This window comes from Clostridium sp. CTA-19 (genome assembly GCF_054767855.1).
Genome location: NZ_BAAABH010000012.1, coordinates 1 through 17892, shown reverse-complemented (window position 1 = coordinate 17892; position 17892 = coordinate 1). Strand labels below are relative to the sequence as shown.

The 17892-nt window shown below is 27.8% G+C and carries 20 protein-coding genes; 16 read left to right on the top strand and 4 right to left on the bottom strand.

Annotation, left to right across the window (positions count from 1 at the left end; genetic code table 11):
- Positions 1-2: 2 nt before the first annotated feature.
- The 14 genes from ACYUE0_RS08330 (at position 3) to ACYUE0_RS08265 (ending at position 11067) form a co-directional block, all read left to right on the top strand.
- Complete coding sequence (locus ACYUE0_RS08330) at positions 3-1370, top strand: ethanolamine ammonia-lyase subunit EutB (RefSeq protein WP_061996213.1); 1368 nt, start codon at positions 3-5, stop codon at positions 1368-1370.
- Between the two features lie 13 nt (positions 1371-1383).
- Positions 1384-2268: an ethanolamine ammonia-lyase subunit EutC gene (gene eutC, locus ACYUE0_RS08325; protein ID WP_460270189.1), complete on the top strand. Its 885-nt coding sequence runs from the start codon at positions 1384-1386 to the stop codon at positions 2266-2268.
- Positions 2269-2286: 18 nt separating this feature from the next.
- Positions 2287-2943, top strand: coding sequence for an ethanolamine utilization microcompartment protein EutL (gene eutL / locus ACYUE0_RS08320; protein ID WP_010294071.1), 657 nt, complete (start codon positions 2287-2289; stop codon positions 2941-2943).
- Positions 2944-2958: 15 nt separating this feature from the next.
- Positions 2959-3504 carry a BMC domain-containing protein gene (locus ACYUE0_RS08315; protein WP_460270187.1) on the top strand — a complete coding sequence of 182 codons (546 nt, stop codon included), beginning with the start codon at positions 2959-2961 and terminating at the stop codon, positions 3502-3504.
- A 12-nt stretch (positions 3505-3516) separates the two neighbouring features.
- Positions 3517-4986 carry an acetaldehyde dehydrogenase (acetylating) gene (locus ACYUE0_RS08310; RefSeq protein ID WP_460270186.1) on the top strand — a complete coding sequence of 490 codons (1470 nt, stop codon included), beginning with the start codon at positions 3517-3519 and terminating at the stop codon, positions 4984-4986.
- A gap of 58 nt (positions 4987-5044) precedes the next feature.
- The gene (gene eutM / locus ACYUE0_RS08305) at positions 5045-5329 is read left to right on the top strand and encodes an ethanolamine utilization microcompartment protein EutM (RefSeq protein WP_010294063.1); all 285 of its coding nucleotides are present in this window, start codon (positions 5045-5047) and stop codon (positions 5327-5329) included.
- A 207-nt stretch (positions 5330-5536) separates the two neighbouring features.
- On the top strand, positions 5537-6301 hold the full coding sequence (locus ACYUE0_RS08300) for a cobalamin adenosyltransferase (protein ID WP_061996216.1): 765 nt from the start codon (positions 5537-5539) through the stop codon (positions 6299-6301).
- A gap of 12 nt (positions 6302-6313) precedes the next feature.
- Positions 6314-6949, top strand: a complete 636-nt coding sequence (gene eutD / locus ACYUE0_RS08295) for an ethanolamine utilization phosphate acetyltransferase EutD (protein ID WP_460270184.1) — start codon at positions 6314-6316, stop codon at positions 6947-6949.
- A gap of 3 nt (positions 6950-6952) precedes the next feature.
- Positions 6953-7789 carry an ethanolamine utilization protein EutJ gene (eutJ, locus tag ACYUE0_RS08290; RefSeq protein WP_010294057.1) on the top strand — a complete coding sequence of 279 codons (837 nt, stop codon included), beginning with the start codon at positions 6953-6955 and terminating at the stop codon, positions 7787-7789.
- 35 nt (positions 7790-7824) lie between these two features.
- Positions 7825-8547, top strand: a complete 723-nt coding sequence (locus tag ACYUE0_RS08285) for a TIGR02536 family ethanolamine utilization protein (RefSeq protein WP_460270183.1) — start codon at positions 7825-7827, stop codon at positions 8545-8547.
- Positions 8548-8579: 32 nt separating this feature from the next.
- Positions 8580-8852 carry a EutN/CcmL family microcompartment protein gene (locus tag ACYUE0_RS08280; protein ID WP_010294052.1) on the top strand — a complete coding sequence of 91 codons (273 nt, stop codon included), beginning with the start codon at positions 8580-8582 and terminating at the stop codon, positions 8850-8852.
- 27 nt (positions 8853-8879) lie between these two features.
- Positions 8880-9422, top strand: a complete 543-nt coding sequence (locus ACYUE0_RS08275; RefSeq protein WP_061996218.1) for an ethanolamine utilization microcompartment shell protein — start codon at positions 8880-8882, stop codon at positions 9420-9422.
- Positions 9423-9500: 78 nt separating this feature from the next.
- Positions 9501-10589, top strand: a complete 1089-nt coding sequence (eutH, locus tag ACYUE0_RS08270) for an ethanolamine utilization protein EutH (RefSeq protein ID WP_061996219.1) — start codon at positions 9501-9503, stop codon at positions 10587-10589.
- A 13-nt stretch (positions 10590-10602) separates the two neighbouring features.
- Positions 10603-11067 (top strand): cupin domain-containing protein, encoded by a 465-nt coding sequence (locus ACYUE0_RS08265; RefSeq protein WP_061996220.1) that lies wholly within the window; start codon positions 10603-10605, stop codon positions 11065-11067.
- Positions 11068-11128: 61 nt separating this feature from the next.
- Here the strand turns inward: ACYUE0_RS08265 and ACYUE0_RS08260 are convergent, their stop codons facing one another.
- The 3 genes from ACYUE0_RS08260 to ACYUE0_RS08250 form a co-directional block, all read right to left on the bottom strand.
- Entirely contained in the window at positions 11129-11500 is a 372-nt protein-coding gene (locus ACYUE0_RS08260) for a hypothetical protein (protein WP_010294046.1), read from the bottom strand.
- A 988-nt stretch (positions 11501-12488) separates the two neighbouring features.
- Positions 12489-12881, bottom strand: coding sequence for a hypothetical protein (locus ACYUE0_RS08255; RefSeq protein ID WP_061996221.1), 393 nt, complete (start codon positions 12879-12881; stop codon positions 12489-12491).
- Between the two features lie 232 nt (positions 12882-13113).
- Positions 13114-13467, bottom strand: coding sequence for a hypothetical protein (locus tag ACYUE0_RS08250; RefSeq protein ID WP_061996222.1), 354 nt, complete (start codon positions 13465-13467; stop codon positions 13114-13116).
- Positions 13468-14529: 1062 nt separating this feature from the next.
- Between ACYUE0_RS08250 and ACYUE0_RS08245 the strand changes: the two genes are divergently transcribed.
- Positions 14530-14775, top strand: a complete 246-nt coding sequence (locus tag ACYUE0_RS08245; protein WP_061996223.1) for a hypothetical protein — start codon at positions 14530-14532, stop codon at positions 14773-14775.
- 135 nt (positions 14776-14910) lie between these two features.
- Here the strand turns inward: ACYUE0_RS08245 and ACYUE0_RS08240 are convergent, their stop codons facing one another.
- A complete protein-coding gene (locus ACYUE0_RS08240; protein WP_061996224.1) occupies positions 14911-15660 on the bottom strand; it encodes a TSUP family transporter in 750 nt (249 codons plus the stop codon).
- Positions 15661-16468: 808 nt separating this feature from the next.
- Between ACYUE0_RS08240 and ACYUE0_RS08235 the strand changes: the two genes are divergently transcribed.
- The gene (locus ACYUE0_RS08235; protein ID WP_061996225.1) at positions 16469-17464 is read left to right on the top strand and encodes a M42 family metallopeptidase; all 996 of its coding nucleotides are present in this window, start codon (positions 16469-16471) and stop codon (positions 17462-17464) included.
- The last annotated feature ends 428 nt before the right edge of the window (positions 17465-17892 follow it).

The window sequence follows — 17892 nt, the reverse complement described above, 5'->3', positions numbered from 1 at the left end:
TAGTGATACTTAAAACTAAGTTATTTGGAAAAGTGTATCAATTTAAAGATGTTAAAGAAGTTTTAGCAAAAGCTAACGAGGAAAAATCAGGTGATAAGCTAGCTGGCGTAGCTGCATCGACTGCTCAAGAGAGAGTTGCTGCAAAAGTTGTGTTAAGTAATTTAACAGTAGCAGACATAAGAAATAATCCAGTTGTACCATATGAAATGGATGAAGTTACAAGAATAATCCAAGATGCAGTAAATGAAAAAATATATGGAGAAATTAAAAACTGGACAATTTCAGAATTAAGAGAATGGATATTACAATCAACTACAACAGGAGCTGATTTAAAAAGAATATCTAGAGGATTAACAAGTGAGGTTATCGCAGCAGTTACTAAGCTTATGTCAAACTTAGACTTAATATGTGGAGCTAAGAAAATAAAAGTAATAGCTCATTGTAATACTACAATAGGAGAAACTGGCAGATTATCAGCTAGACTTCAGCCAAACCATCCAACAGATGATGTTGATGGAATAGTTGCTTCTTTACTAGAAGGATTAACATTTGGTATAGGTGATGCTGTTATAGGATTAAATCCAGTTGATGATACTGTTGGAAGTGTAGTAAAAGTACTTAAAAAGTTTGAAGATATAAAACAAAAATATGAAATACCAACTCAAAACTGTGTATTAGCACACGTAACAACACAAATGGAAGCTATAAAACAAGGTGCTCCAACAGACCTAATATTCCAAAGTATAGCAGGATCTGAAAAAGGAAATGAAGCATTTGGACTTTCAGGATCTTTAATAGAAGAAGCAAGACAACTTGCATTAAAAGAAGGAACAGCAGCTGGTCCAAACGTTATGTATTTTGAAACAGGACAGGGATCAGAATTATCAGCAGATGCTCATCATGGTGCAGACCAAGTAACTATGGAAGCTAGATGTTATGGATTTGCTAAAAAGTTTGAACCATTCTTAGTTAATACAGTTGTTGGATTTATAGGACCAGAATATTTATATGATAGCAAAGAAGTTATAAGAGCTGGACTTGAAGATCACTTCATGGGTAAATTAACAGGAATACCAATGGGTTGTGACGTTTGTTATACAAACCATATGAAAGCAGATCAAAATGATGTAGAAAATTTAGCTGTTTTATTAGCAGCAGCAGATTGTACTTACTTTATGGGAATACCTCATGGAGACGACATAATGCTTAACTATCAAACTACAGGATATCATGAGACAGCAACATTAAGAGAATTATTAAACAAAAGACCTATAGCTGAGTTCGAAGCTTGGTTAGAAAAATGGGGCTTTATGGAAAATGGAAAATTAACAGCAAAAGCAGGCGATGCTTCAGTATTACTTAGAAAGTAGGAGGGTAAGTACTATGTTTTCAGAAAATGATTTAAAGAAATTAGTAGAACAAGTATTAGTTGAAATGACATCTAAGCAAGGTGGAAGCGCTAACGTAGCAACACAAAAAAATGAGGAAAATATATCAATTAATGAGAATGGAATGATTCCAGATATTACAGAAGTTGATATAAGAGAAACTTTATTAGTAGATAATCCAGCTGATGCAGAAGCGTATTTAAAAATGAAAAAACACACTCCTGCAAGAATCGGTATTGGTAAAGCAGGAACAAGATATAAAACAGAAACAGTGTTAAGATTTAGAGCTGACCATGCAGCAGCACAAGATGCTGTATTTACAGATGTAAATGAAGAGTTATTAAAAGAAATGAATTTACCAATAGTTCAAACTATGTGTGAATCTAAAGATGAGTTTATAACAAGACCAGACCTTGGAAGAAAAATATCTAAAGAGGAATTATCAAAATTAAGTTCACTTAAGAGAAATCCTCAAGTTCAAATATTTGTTGCAGATGGATTAAGTTCAAAAGCAATAGAAGCAAATATAAAAGATATTTTACCGGCTCTAATTCAAGGATTACAAGGTTATGGAATATCAGTTGGAGATCCATTCTTTGTAAGATTAGGAAGAGTTGGAACTATGGATGTTATATCAGAAGAATTTGGAGCAGATGTAACTTGCCTTTTAGTTGGAGAAAGACCAGGTCTTGTAACTGCTGAAAGTATGAGTGCTTATATAGCTTATAAAGCAACAGTAGGAATGCCAGAATCAAGAAGAACAGTTGTATCAAACATTCATAAAGGTGGTACTCCATCAGTTGAGGCTGGAGCTTATATAGCAGATATAATCAAATTAATGCTAGAGAAAAAAGCAAGTGGATTAGATTTAAAATTATAATTCAGGAGGAATAACATTATGAAAAATGATCAACTTCGTGCATCAGTTTTAAGCGTTAAGATAATACCTAACGTTAATCCTGATATGGCTAAGGAATTAAATTTAAAACCTGAACATAGAAGTATAGGAATATTAACAGCGGATTCTGATGATGTGACTTATACTGCATTAGATGAAGCAACTAAGGCAGCAGAAGTAGAAGTAGTTTATGCAAAATCATTCTATGGTGGAGCTGCAAATGCGAATAGTAAATTAGCTGGTGAAGTTATAGGAATAGTTGCAGGACCAAGCCCAGCAGAAGTTAGAAGCGGACTAAATGCAGCAGTTGATTTTATAGAAGGTGGAGTTGCTACATTCTATAGTGCTAATGAAGATGATTCTATAGCGTATTATGCACAATGTGTATCTAGAACAGGTTCATATCTTTCTCAAGTAGCAGGAATAAAAGAAGGGGAAGCATTAGCATATTTAATAGCACCACCAATAGAAGCAATGTATGCATTAGATGCAGCTATGAAGGCAGCAGCAGTTGACTTAAAAGCATTCTTTGGACCGCCATCTGAAACAAATTTTGGTGGAGGATTATTAACAGGAAGTCAATCAGCGTGTAAAGCAGCATGTGAAGCTTTTGCAACAGCAGTAAAATTTGTAGCTGATAATCCAAAAGAGTACTAATAATAGGTGGATAAAATGAATAAATCCACACTGGGTTTTTTAGAAACTTATGGTTTTGTTGGTGCAGTAGAAGGGCTAGATACAGCTTTAAAGTCTGCAAATGTTGAACTTGTTAGCTGTGAATTTGTTACCGGAGGAATAGTCACTGTTATAATTACAGGAGATGTTGCCTCTGTGAAAGCTGCTATAGAAAGTGCATGTACAGCAATTGAAAGAGTAGGAACTTTAAGAAATGCTCATGTTATAGCAAGGGCAGATAATGAAGTTTTAAATATATTCAATAAAAAAGAAGAATCAAAAGAAGAATCAAAAAGTAATGACATAGATAAAGATGAAAAAGAAACAAAGTATGAAGAGAAAGAGAATGATGAGAAAAATCAGCCAATAGGAATTGAGCAATTAATGAAAATGAGTAAAGAAGAACTTGAAGCGTTAAAAGTTCAAGAACTTAGAACATTGGCAAGAAAATTAAAAGAAGAACATAAACTTTCTCTAACTAAGAAACAAATTAAGTTTAGCAAGAAAGATCAATTAATAGAAGCTATACTTAATGAGCAGTAGGAGGCGAAATGAATGGAGCTTTTAGATAAAGATTTATTATCATTACAAGAAACAAGAAAGCTTATAAAAAATGCTAAAAAAGCTCAAGAAGTTTACAAAACATTTTCTCAAGAAAAAGTTGATAAAATAGTTAAAGCTGTTGCAGAAGCAGCAGAAAAAGAAGCTGTAAAATTAGCAAAAATGGCATTCGAAGAAACTGGTTTTGGTAAATGGGAAGATAAAATAGTAAAAAATACTTTTGCAAGTAGAGTTGTTTATGAAAATATAAAAGATTTAAAAACAATTGGAATAATAAATGAAAATAAAGAAAAAAAATATTTTGAAGTAGGTGTTCCAGTAGGGGTGGTTGCAGGATTAATTCCATCAACAAATCCAACATCAACAACAATATATAAAACTTTAATTTCATTAAAAGCAGGAAATGCAATAGTTGTGTCTCCACATCCAAATGCTAAAAAATGTATCATTGAAACTGCAAGAATATTAAATGAAGCAGCTATTAAAGCTGGAGCACCTGAAGGACTTATAGGATGTATAACAATCCCATCTCTTCAAGGTACTAGCGAATTAATGAAACATAAGGATACAGCATTAATACTAGCAACAGGTGGAGAAGCTATGGTAAAAGCTGCATATAGCTCAGGAACTCCAGCAATAGGCGTAGGACCAGGAAATGGAGCTGCATTTATTGATAAAACTGCCGATATAAAATTAGCAGTAAAAAGAATAATAGATAGTCAAACTTTTGATAATGGAGTAATTTGTGCATCTGAACAATCAATAGTAGTTGAAAAATCTATGAAAGAAAAAGTAAAAGAAGAGCTTGTAAGACAAGGTGCTTATTTCTTAAATGAAGAGGAATCTGATAAATTAGGTAAATTTATATTAAGATCAAATGGTACAATGAATCCTCAAATTGTTGGAAAGAGTGTAGAAAAATTAGCAGAAATGGCTAAGTTAAATGTTAAAGCTGGAAGTAAAGTTTTAATATCAGAGCAATGTACTGTTGGAAAAGATAATCCATATTCAAGAGAAAAACTTACTCCAATTTTAGCATTCTATACAGTAGAAGATATGGAACATGCAATAAATCTTTGTACTGATATATTAATGAATGAAGGTAAAGGTCATACTTTAATTGTTCATTCTAATGATGATGAAGTTATAAGAACATTTGGATTAAGAATACCAGTATCAAGATTATTAGTTAATACTCCAGGTTCATTAGGTGGAATAGGAGCTTCAACTAATTTAGTTCCAGCACTTACATTAGGTTGCGGTGCTATTGGAGGAAGTTCAACTTCAGACAATATAGGACCTTTAAATCTGATGAATATAAGAAGAGTTGCATGTGGTGTAAGAGAAATTGAAGAACTTAGACCAAAAGAAGATTTAAATAACACTTCAAATAGTGGTATGTCTCAAGAACAATTAGAATTAATAATTAAAAAAGTTGTTGAGCAATTATCAGCACTTTCTTAATTAAAATAAATTATAAAAAATTTAAAATAATAAAGGTAAATTTAAGGAGGAACTTAAAATGGCAAACATGAATGCATTAGGAATGATAGAAACTAAAGGATTAGTAGGAGCAATAGAAGCAGCAGACGCAATGGTTAAAGCTGCAAATGTAACTTTAATAGGAAAAGAGCAAGTTGGTGGCGGATTAGTTACTGTAATGGTAAGAGGAGACGTTGGAGCTGTTAAAGCTGCTACAGATGCTGGAGCTGCTGCTGCTGAAAGAGTTGGAGAGTTAATATCTGTTCACGTAATTCCAAGACCACATAGTGAAGTTGAAGTTATACTTCCAAAAAGTGAACTATAATTAAAAATTTCCTAAAAAATTGTGACATTTACTTTAAATAAAAGATATATATAATTTATCTAACATGCCCATGAACTTATAATTCAATAATTATTACAGGTCATGGGCATAGTTTAGGTAAAATAAGTTAATCTATAAAATTTAGATTATTTTTATATTTTAGGTTATTAAATTAACCTAAAACATCTTGTTAGAGGATGTGAAATTATGAGTGTTTTAACAGAAAGCGCTTTAAGAAGCAAATTAAAAAATCAGAATATTAGTGAATATGTAGTTGAAAGGGGAGTTATAGTTACTCCATCAGCTAAACAGTATTTACAAGATAAAAGTATAAAATTGATTTATAAAGACGATGTGAATTTAAATAATAATACTAATCAATTGATTAAAAAAGAAGAAACCATTGAAAATAAATTTCTTCCAAGATATGAAGGGTTAACTGGTGGATTTTTTGAAAAGAAACCAGAACATATGACTCAATTGTATGGAAATAAATTAGTATTGAAAAATCATAAAAGAATAGTATTAAGAGGAAGATTAGATTCACTTCAGAGTAAAATATTAAAGGCACAAATAATATGCAAGAATTTAAATGAAAAAAAAGTTATAAAAGATTTAGAAGAAGTTTTAGCATATGTAAGGAAGATATTAGAGTGCGAGGTAACAGAAAAGTCGTTACCAGAAGTTTCACTATTAGGATTAAATGAAACAGAATTAAGATCATACTCTCATAACCCTAAGAAATATTTAAATACAGATCATATAATATTTGCAAATTATGAAATGGGTGATGTAGTTATTGAACTTAATAGTTTAAGAACTGAAAGTAGAGAGGTTGAAATAGTGGCCTTTAATGCTTTTAAAACAGAAGATGGAGAACTTTCAAGAAATGATATAGCACTAGCAATGAATAGATTGAGTAGCTGTTTTTATGTAATGATGTGCAAATACGTTTCAGGTAAGTATAAATAAGAGGTGAAAAAATTGGCAATATCTAATGTAGAAGTCAACTATATTGTTGAAGAAGTGGTAAAAAGATTATATGGGAAAAAAGGTATATTAGTTGAGGCATCAGGCAGACATATTCATCTTTCAAAAGATATGGTAGAAACACTTTTTGGTAAAGGATATAAACTTAATAAAAAAAGAGATTTATCACAACCAGGACAATATCTTTGTGAAGAAAAAGTTACTATCATAGGACCTAAAGGTGTAATGCAAAATGTATCTGTATTAGGACCAGCAAGAGAACATACTCAAGTTGAACTTTCAAAAGGTGATGCTGTTTCTATAGGTGTTAATGCACCAGTTAGAATGTCCGGAGATATTAAAGGCAGTGCACCAATAACATTAGCAAGTAAAAATGCTGTTGCTAGGTTAGAGGAAGGAGTTATAGTAGCTAAAAGACATATTCATATAACTCCAGAAGATGCTAGTAAATATGGTGTAAAAGATAAAGAGAATGTTATGGTTAAAATAAATGGAGAAAGAAGTTTAATTTTTGATGATGTAGCAGTTAGAGTAAGTGATAAATTTAATACAGTTCTTCATTTAGATTATGATGAAGCTAATGCCTGTGGATATACTAAAGACACTTATTGTGAAATAGTAAAGAGGTAGGTTATGAAAAATCTAAATAGAGTTGATGAGCTTATACAAGCTGTTGAAAATTCAATAAATAATCCTAAGAAAATTTCAAATGATGAAGAGCTTTATGTAGGAGTAGACTTAGGAACAGCTTATATAGTAATAGTAGTTCTAGATAAGGATAAAAATCCTATAGCTTGTGAAATGAAGTTTGCTCAAGTTGTTAGGGATGGTTTAGTTGTAGATTTTATTGGCGCTACTAATATAGTAAGAGAGCTTAAATCTAAAATAGAAAATAAATTAAAAATAGAACTTACTAAAGCAGCAATAGCCGTTCCACCTGGAACTGGAGAAAGAGACATAAAAACTCATATCTATGTAGTTGAGGGTGCAGGTATGGAAGTTGTGTCAGTAGATGATGAACCAACTGCTGCAAATGCTGTACTTAATATTGAAAATGGTGTAGTTGTAGATGTAGGTGGTGGAACTACTGGGCTTTCAATATTTGAAAATGGAAAAGTTATATATACTGCTGATGAAGCTACAGGTGGAACACAACTGTCACTAGTAGTAGCCGGTGCATATAAAATTCCTTTTGAAGATGCAGAGGAAAAAAAGAAAAATGTTAGAAATCAAGAGGAAATTTTTCATATTGTAACTCCAGTAATCCAAAAAATAGCATCTATTATAAAAAATCATATAGAAGGATTTAATGTAGAAAACATATACTTAGTTGGTGGAACTTGTTGTCTGAAAAATTTTGAAAAAATAATTGAAAAAGAGACAAAAATAACAACAATAAAACCATTAAATCCATTCTTAGTTACTCCTTTAGGCATAGCAATTAATTGTGTTGATAAAAAAGAAAATTAAATTTCTAAATTATCAAAAGAAAGGGAGCCTAAAAGATGAATAATGAAAAGTTAGTTGAATTGATAACTAAAGAAGTAATTCGTAGAATGAAAGCTATTATTGAAGAGAATAATTCAATAAAAAATAAAATTTTAATTTTAGAGCATAATGAAAATATGTGCCCAATAGTAAAAAAGAGATTAGAAGAAAATAATATAATAGCAGATTCTATAGATACTATGAAAGATATAAATGAATATAAGTGTATATTAATACAAAATATTTCAAACAATGAACTTAGAAATATCTCTCAGGGATATGGAAGTTCTAAAAAGGAAAAATTAATTGTAGATTTAATTTTAAAAGGTGAAAAATTATATGCTTTAGAAAAAGGTGTAGAATTTGAAGAATACAAAGATGTGGCACCTAAAGTATTAATAAATGTTTTTGAAGAATATAAAAATAAATTAGAATTATTTGGAGTTGTTTTTACATCTTTAAAATCTATTATAAGTAATACTAATAAGGTTGAAAAAACTATAAAAGAAGTAGTTAAAAAAGAAGAGAACATAAAAAATAATATGGAAAGTATAGTTAATGAAAAATGCTGCATAGGAAATGAAAGAGTATTAAATAAAAAATTAATTTCAGAAATGGATATTAGAAATTTAAAAAAAGAAGGAGTAAATGAAATTATAGTTGCTAAGAAATCTATAATTACTCCATTAGCAAAAGATTTTGCAAGAATAAATAATCTTGTAATTAAAGTAGAAAGTTAAGAAAGTTCGTAGGAGAAGGTAGGTAAAGATATATGATTATTGGAAAAGTAACGGGAAATTTATGGGCTACAAGAAAAGATGAAAATCTTAGTGGACTTAAATTTTTAGTAGTAAGAACCATAGATTTTAATGGTGAGTTAACTAAAGATGTGATTATTGCAGTTGATTCAGTAGGTGCTGGAATTGGAGATCAAGTACTTATTTCAAAAGGAAGTTCAGCAAGATATGTATTTGATAACAATAAAGCGCCAATTGATGCAACTATAGTAGGAATAGTAGATTCTTTAGAAATATTTAATGAATAAAATAATACTTAGACATGGAGAAAAGATATGAAAAAAGCTTTAGGAATATTGGAATTTAGTAGTATTTCAAAAGGGTTTGAAGTTAGTGACATACTTTTAAAATCTTCTTTTGTTGAAGTTGAAATACTTAGACATATATGTCCAGGAAAATTTTTAACAATAATTTCAGGTGATGTAGAAGAGGTTAGAGAAGCATTAGAGAAAGTTAATAAAGATGATGATAAAAAAATTGTAGAAACTAATATTATATCATCTGCACATGAAGAATTATTAAAGGGATTAAAGAAAAGACCTTTAGTATTGCAATATGATGCAATAGGTATAATGGAATGTTCTACTGTAACATCTATGTTGGTAGCATTAGATGCAGGTCTTAAGGCATCTTCTGTACAACTTGTTAAATTAGTATTAGGTAATGGAATTGCAGGAAAAGCTTATTTCATATTTACAGGATCTGTGTCAAGTGTTGAAGAAGGTATTAAAGCTAGTATGAAGAGTATAGATTCTAAAAGAATTATACATCAAACAGTAATACCTTCTCCTAGTGAACTTCTTTTAAAAAATCTTTAAATTATATAGTTATTAATAGAGTGAGCTGTATTTTGTATTTTATAAGTTATCTATTAAAAAATGAGTGAGGTGTAATATATGAGTATTAACGAAATTATAGTATATATTATGATGGTTTTCTTAGTTATAGGGGCAGTTGATAAACTTTTAGGAAACAAATTTGGATATGGAGAACAATTTGAAGAAGGTATTATGGCAATGGGTTCTCTTGCTTTAGCAATGGTTGGAGCTATTTGTTTGGCACCAGTTTTAGCAACACTTTTAAAGCCTATAGTAGTTCCAGTTTATAAAGCATTAGGAGCAGACCCTTCAATGTTTGCAACAACTTTACTTGCTTGTGATATGGGTGGATATCAATTAGCAACACAATTAGCTGAAATTCAACAAATTGGACCTTTTGCAGGTTTGATTCTAGGTTCAATGATGGGACCTACAATAGTATTTACTATACCAGTAGCATTAGGAATTATAAAAAAAGAAGATCAACAATATTTAGCTAAAGGGGTTTTAGCAGGTATTATAACTGTTCCAATAGGGACTTTTATAGGTGGAGTTTTAGCGGGAATTTCTCCATTGTTAGTTCTTAAAAACTTAACACCTATAATAATAGTTGCAGCGCTTATAGCTATAGGATTAAAACTTATACCAAATGGAATGATAAAAGGATTCACATATTTTGGAATGTTTATAACAGTAGTAATAACTGTGGGATTAGTAGCAGCAATACTTGAAAAAACAACAGGCCTTGTTTTAATACCAGGAATGGCACCAATTGAAGAAGGAATATCAGTAGTTGGTGATATAGTTGTAATATTAGCAGGAGCATATCCACTAGTTCACTTTATAACAAAAGTATTCAAAAAACCACTTATGAAAATTGGATCAATACTTAAGATGAATGATGTAGCAGCAGCAGGTATGATAGCATCACTTGCAAATAGTATTCCAATGTTTGGAATGATGAAAGACATGGATGAAAGAGGAAAAATAATCAATGTAGCTTTCGCAGTAAGTGCAGCCTTTGTATTTGGAGACCATTTAGGATTTGCAGCTGGAGTAAACCCAGATCTTATAGCTCCAATGATAGTTGGTAAATTAGTAGGTGGTGTAACAGCAGTAATAGTAGCTGTTATGATGACTAAAAATATTGTAGCTAAAGAAGCTTAAAGGAGAGATTTAAATGGAAAATTTAAACGAAACACTTATAGAAGAGATAGTAAGAAAAATAATAAACGAAAAATTAGGTCAAACAACTGAATGTTCAAAATGTGATTTTGAAAAAGTTGTTGATCAAAGTGGAGTTATATCTATAAAAACAGAAACAGTTAAACCTGAAAAATTTGATACAGGAAAAGCTGGTGATAAAGTTTATTTAAAAGATGTAGTGACATTAGAAGAAAGTCCAAGACTTGGTTGTGGAGTTATGGAGATGGATGAAACTAGTTTCGCTTGGACATTAAAATATGATGAAGTAGATTATATAATTGACGGAACTTTAGAAATAGATATAAATGGTAAAAAAGTTGTAGGAAATAAAGGGGATATAATATTTATACCTGCAAACTCATCTATACATTTTACAGTGCCAAACCATGCAAGATTTGTTTATGTAACTTATCCAGCAAATTGGGCAGAACAACAATAAAAAATAAAGCAAAATACCCTGCATATTACTTGTAGGGTATTTTACTTTATATAATTAATTGTTAAAGTGGAATTCTCGATAATACTAAATGTTTATTTTTCATATTATAAAGCTGCTCTTTAGTTATTTCTTGTATGGTTGTTACTTTATTTATATTATGAATAGTACCTAATCTAATTTTAGCATCTTCTAAGTTTTTTGCTAAAAGAGTACCACAATAAATTGCTTGCTCACTACTGATATTAAATAGGAATATCTTTAAATCCTCTATTGGGACTACATCTTTTTTTAAAAATTCATCATCGAATTCAACCTCTGTATCAGGCGAAATAAGACCATTCTGAACTATCTGCTTATCCCAACCCTTATATTCGCAAAGTCTGCCCCATAGGCCAAGGTTCATAATGTTTCTTACTGTTAGTTTAATCATCATAAAAGATCACACCCTCTCTAAATAATCAGTATATTTAAAAGATTTTGAATATTTTAAATATAATATTGTAAATTTATATTTAAGTATAAATAAAAAAGTAAAATAAATTTTACTTTCAAGTAATAAATATTGATGGTTATTATTACTATTATACAATGTTTAAAATATAAAAGCAATGAAAAAACAAATAAAAAAATAATATATGAAATGTAGTTATTAATTATAATTATATATATATATAATGAAAAAAAATTGAATAATATATAAATTTTTAATAAATTAAATTTAATAATAGCTAATATTTAAAGATAAGATATAGGGTTCCAAGCATAGGCGTAAAGCTAAACCTAAAAAGCACAAAAAAGTCCAAAATTATAGTCTTAAAAGTAATAATGAAAAAATTTAAAATGCAATCTGTAAAATTTTCAAAGAAACTCTAAATATATTTTTATCTGATTTTTATAACTACCCCGAGAAACGACGTCCTTATCTGATGCACCGGCTAATCCGTCCTTGGATTAGGTCAAAAAAATCAAACAAAAATCTATAAGAATTTCTAAATCAATTTTCAATGAATAGTTATTTAAAATTTTTATTATTACATAATGTAGTAATAAATTAAAAGAAATATATTTTATTGGAATAAAGTGGCTTAGATTTACGCACATGGGGTTCAAAAGTGACTTTTAAAATTAATCATTCCAAAACCTTGATACCCAAAATATTGAGACGTGCTCCGAATCATCTAGAATTCAACACTTTATCTTGTATAAAAATATTTTAAAATTATTGGATAGATTTAAATTCAAGATTGTTTCATATATTAAGATGTTTCTAAATATTACATACAGAAAATACTTTGAATACAGATTATATTGTATTTAACAATATAAAAAAGGGGGAATTCCCCCTTTTTTTATCTATATAATTTTAAATATATAATTTCTAAATTGAAATATATAGCAGATAAAAAATTTAAAACTTAAAATTATATAGAATCAGTGTCTTTGTTTTTAGTGTTAGTATTTTCTTCAGAAGAAGTGTTTACCTCATTCTCACTATTTAAGTTTTCAACATTATTATAAGAATCGTCTATATTTAAATCTTCACAAGAATTCTCAGTACATTCACAACCTGAGCAGCCTTCATTATCTTTTTCTACAGTTATTGTTGCATAATTTTCATTGATGCTATCACCACAATCACAGTCTTCTAAATAATCATCATCAAAATTTTCTTCATAGCGATCAAAACATTGCCTTATTTTGTTATCACGATTTTGAACAAATTTTTCATATAAAAATATTGAGGTTGCTGCTACGCCAGTTATAGCTAACGCAATTTTAACTGCGCTTTTATTGTTTTTAGATTTTCTTACCATAATATTCACTCCTTTAATATATTAAAATATAATATAAATTTTATAATTGGATTTACAGTTAAATAAAGTGAAACAAGTTTAGATAATAATTTAATAATTTTATTAAATTATTTTTCAGTATGCAATCACATATTCAATGTAAATAATTTAAAACTTACACTAACAACGTAGTATTTCTTAATATAGTATAAAAATTTCATTATAATTTATTTTGAATTTCTTATGTATGGTTTTAGTAAGATAATTTATTGTTAAGAGAATCTTCTTTTATTTGTTTTCTTTTAAGAATTTTAAGCTTTTTCATTATTTCCTCTAAATGAAACATGTATGTTTGAACTTTATTTATATTTTGACTATAAGGGAAAGAATTGTCCATGATAGAATTAAAATAGTAACTTTCTATATCTGTTAATCCATTTAAAAGTCTACTTTGATTATTAAGGTTTAAAGAATTATAAGTTTTTAAAATATCTAAATTAAATTCTTCTAAATTTTTATTTATTCTTTTAGCTTTTTGTAAATAATTTTTTTTCCCATAATAGAAAAATATAAAAATTAATACTAAATAAAGTATACCCAGTGTCATAAATTTTATCCTCACTTCATTTCTATATAATTTATTTGACTTTAAATTAATTATAAGTATTATGTTCACATTTGTGAAGTGCATTAGTTAAATAAGTTACAATCTTCAAATGTTCTTCAATTTAAAAATATGGAATCCAAATTGATTTTAAAAAGTATCTATGGTTAATAGTATAAACATTAAATATTTGAAAAGTGAAAAATGATTGGAAACACTTAGAATTTAATACCACATTTTATAATATTTTTAATTTAGTGGATAAATTTAAATAGGAGTTTGTTTTACTAGAGTATTAAGAGTATTAATATATTTTAAACTTAAAAGAGTTTAAAATACATTTTTAAAGAGGTAGGTTTAGTCTTTAAATTATATTAAAGATAATGTTACTAAAAATTTTAATATGAAATCCTATAATAAAAGGAAAAGCTTCAAACTATGTTGAATTTAAATATTGTATGATCTTATAACAAGATGATATAAAAATAATTAGAAAGATGAAAAATATAAAATTAATGAAACTTAAAGCAAGGGAAAGAATCTATAGTTAAAGCTATAGACCAATATACAATTGAAAATATATCAAATTCTGTTCTATAAAAGTATGTATCATAAATATTTTATAAAATAAAGATTTTTTAATCCTTAATAAAAGAATATTTTAAATTTAAAGATCTAGTAAAAATGGTTCATTAGTAAAATTTAAAATAAGAGTACTACTTTAATAAAATCTAACATAAAAATAAAATATCAATATAAAAAAATAAAAAAATAAAATTATAGAATATTATAGAATACAAGATGAAAATTAAATTTGTTAAATAACTTAAAAATATTTTCAACTTGGAAAATCCTATAGGGAAACAAGCTCCAATTTAAATTTATTCAGCAACCTTAAAATATTTTTACACAAGATGTAGTGTTGAATTCTAAGTGATTCGGAGCATGTCTCACTATTTCAGGTATCCAAGTTTTGGAACAAATAACTTTAAGAGTCAACTTGGAACCCTATAATAGTTATAATTAAAAAATATATATTTTATTTTCAATAAAGGGGGAAAAATTGTGAGTAAAATTTATTATTGTGTAGATTGTAAGAGAGTAGGAACAAATAGTGATGTATGCTTATATTGTAATGGAACATATTTAAAACCTATAACTCAGGGAACCTCTGTAAACATCATAGGAACAAAGAAAAAAGGGAGAGTTTTAAAAGTTAAACAAAATGAAGTTTTATTAATATTAGTAGACGATATGAATAATAAATTTGTTAAAGAAGTTTTAATAGAAGATATAAGAAAAGTATTATAAGAGATAAAGATTAAGGATTGATTTTAGAATTTTATATAAAAAAATAAATCAATTAAAAGTATTTAAGAACGCTTTTTTAAAATGCATAGACTCTAAGAGCTATGACATTAAAGTATTCTTAAATACTTTATTATATTATATTAAAGTAATAAGCATTTTTATGGCAACAGCTAAGGACATAGTTATAAATATAGGTTTGATTATTTTAGATCCTTTATTTATTGCTACTTTAGTACCTAATTTTGCACCGAAAACCATAAATATTGCTACAACAAATCCTAGTTTATAATTTATAGAATTATTTAAAGCAAATGTAATTAAAGCTGCAATGTTACTTATAAAATTTAAACATTTAGTATTTGCAGTACTATGTAAAAAATCAAATTTAAATATTTTTATTAAACCAAAAACTAAAAATGATCCAGTGCCAGGTCCAAAGAATCCATCATAAAATCCTAGACAAAATGCAAAAATAATTCCTAAAGTTAAGTTTTTCTTATTTAATCCATGAAAGTTATCATCTGCACCAATATTTTTAGAGAAGATTGTATATAATCCAATAGCTAAGATAAGTACTAAAACTAATACATTTAAAAAGCTCTCATCTAAAAGCAGTACAGTTTTCACACCTAAAATAGAACCTACAAGAGTAAATGGTGCTAAAATTTTAATAAGTTTAAAGTTAACAAGACCGGATTTAGCAAAGTTATATGAACTTGTAAAAGCCCCCATAGTTGATGAAAATTTATTAGTACCTAAACTAAGATGTGGGGATACTCCTGCCATCAAATATGCAGGCATACTTATAAGACCACCTCCGCCAGCTATAGCATCTATAAATGCTGCAAAAAAACCAGCTAAGGCTAAAAAAACTAATTTTAACATGATAAATAACCTCCTAGAGCAAATTCATTGTAAGTAAAAAAATATATATAAAAACAAAAACATAATTTAATTGATGATATAGATAAATAACCTAAAATCTAAATTACTAATAAATCTAAAGATATTTTTATTTTAAATTTTTTGTTAAAGTTCAAGTACTCTTGAGAATATCTCTAATTTAAGGGTATCTAAGTTTTGCATTAGGTAATAAAAAAACAACTTGTAACCCTGTATAGAATTTTAATATTAAAAATGTTGAAATAATTCCATAAAAATCTAATATAAGATATTTATATAAAATCTAAGTTTTGAATTTAATTTTTATAGTTTTAGATAAAATTAGGACAGGTTTTATTTATATTGTAAACTATAATGTTAATAAATTGAATAGGAATATAGCTAAATAAGTTCTAGGTTTAACTTATTTATTAGGAGCTTATTTGTAATTTGAAGCAATAATATATTCTAAGATAGGAAATTTTTTATGAAAAGTTAAGGAGAAGATGCGTTACTAAGTTTTAAAAAAATTAGAAGTATTAAGATTTGGGCTTAAGAAGAATTTTATCTAAAATATATGATATTTAATAGAAAATAGAAGTATAATTATGTTCTTTAAATTATTTTATAATTTAGTTGTTTAATTAAAGTAGAACTGGCAATTTTATAAGTTAAAGTATTAATTGGCATAATGTAAAAAAGTTATGGCATGATTGTATATGCAAATATTTATAATATTTATATGGTTGAAATATGCAAGAAATGTTATAATTTATTTGAAAAATCAGAAAATTTAAAAAGGGGTGTAATTATGGGGTTGAAAAAATTATGTGATACATTTGGAGTTAGTGGATATGAGAAAGAAATACGTAGTGTAATAAAGGAGGAAGTTAAAGAATTAGCTGATGAAATTTTAGTTGATGATTTAGGAAATCTTATAGCTTTTAAAAAGGGTTATGGAAAAAATAAAAAAAGGATAATGGCTTCTGCACATATGGATGAAATAGGATTTCAAGTTATAAAAATTGACGATAAAGGATTTATAAAGGTTAGAGGATTAGGTGGAATTCCTGTTATACAAAGCATAATGAATAGAGTTAAATTTAAAAATGGAATGTATGGTATTATATCTAATGGAACTGATATAGATGGAATAAAAAATAATATAAAAAAATTATATATAGATATAGGCGCAACCTCTAAGGAAGATGCAGAAAAGTATGTAAAAGTAGGAGATATAGCTAGTTATGTAGGTGATTATATAGAGTTAAAAGGAGATAATGTAACAGCTAAGGCTGTAGATGATAGAGCTGGATGTTATATTCTCATTGAAGCACTTAAAAAAATAGAGAATCCATATAATGATGTATATTTTGTATTTTCTGTTCAAGAAGAAGTAGGATTGAGAGGTGCAACAGTAGCTGCAAATAGAATAAAACCAGAAATAGGAATAGCTATAGATGTAACGATAGCTAGTGATTATCCAAATTCATCAGAAGGAAGTAATAAACTAGGTGAAGGAACAGCTATAAAAATATCAGATGGTAGTGTTATTTGTGATGAATATTTAGTTGAAGAAATGATATCTTGTTGTCAAAGGAATAATATAAAATATCAATTAGATGTAATTGATGGTGGAGGAACAGATGCAGGAGCGATAAATAAATCTAATTATGGTGTTAAATCTTCAGGAATATCAGTAGCAACTAGATATGTACATGGACCAAATGCATTTGTAAATATGAAAGATATAGAGGCTTCAATTGAACTTTTATCTGAATATGTGAATTTAGAGTTTCGTTTTTAAAGAATAAAATAAAAAGAGGCTATTACAAAACTAACTAAAGATTAGTTAAGTAATAGCTTTTTTAATGTTTTGTAAAAAATATGTATTTATAATATATATCATATATGAACAAATTGACTTTAAAAGATTAAATGTAAAATTAGAATAATAAGATGTATTGGTTATATTAAAGTTTAAAAATATGATTAGAAACACAAACTTAACCGTGTGTGTCAATAGATGAAATCTAAAAGAAAAATGTAGTATTTAAAAGAAAAATAGGAATAATTTAATTAAATGAGGTAAATAATAATAAATGTGGCTTAAAAAGTTTAATATAATAAGTCTTGTCGCTGAGGGGCAACGCCGAAAGGTAAGAGTTCTTAAAGCGAAAAAGTTTTTCAAAAACAACTTAAAAAAGTTGTTGACAAGGGAAAAACAAGATGGTA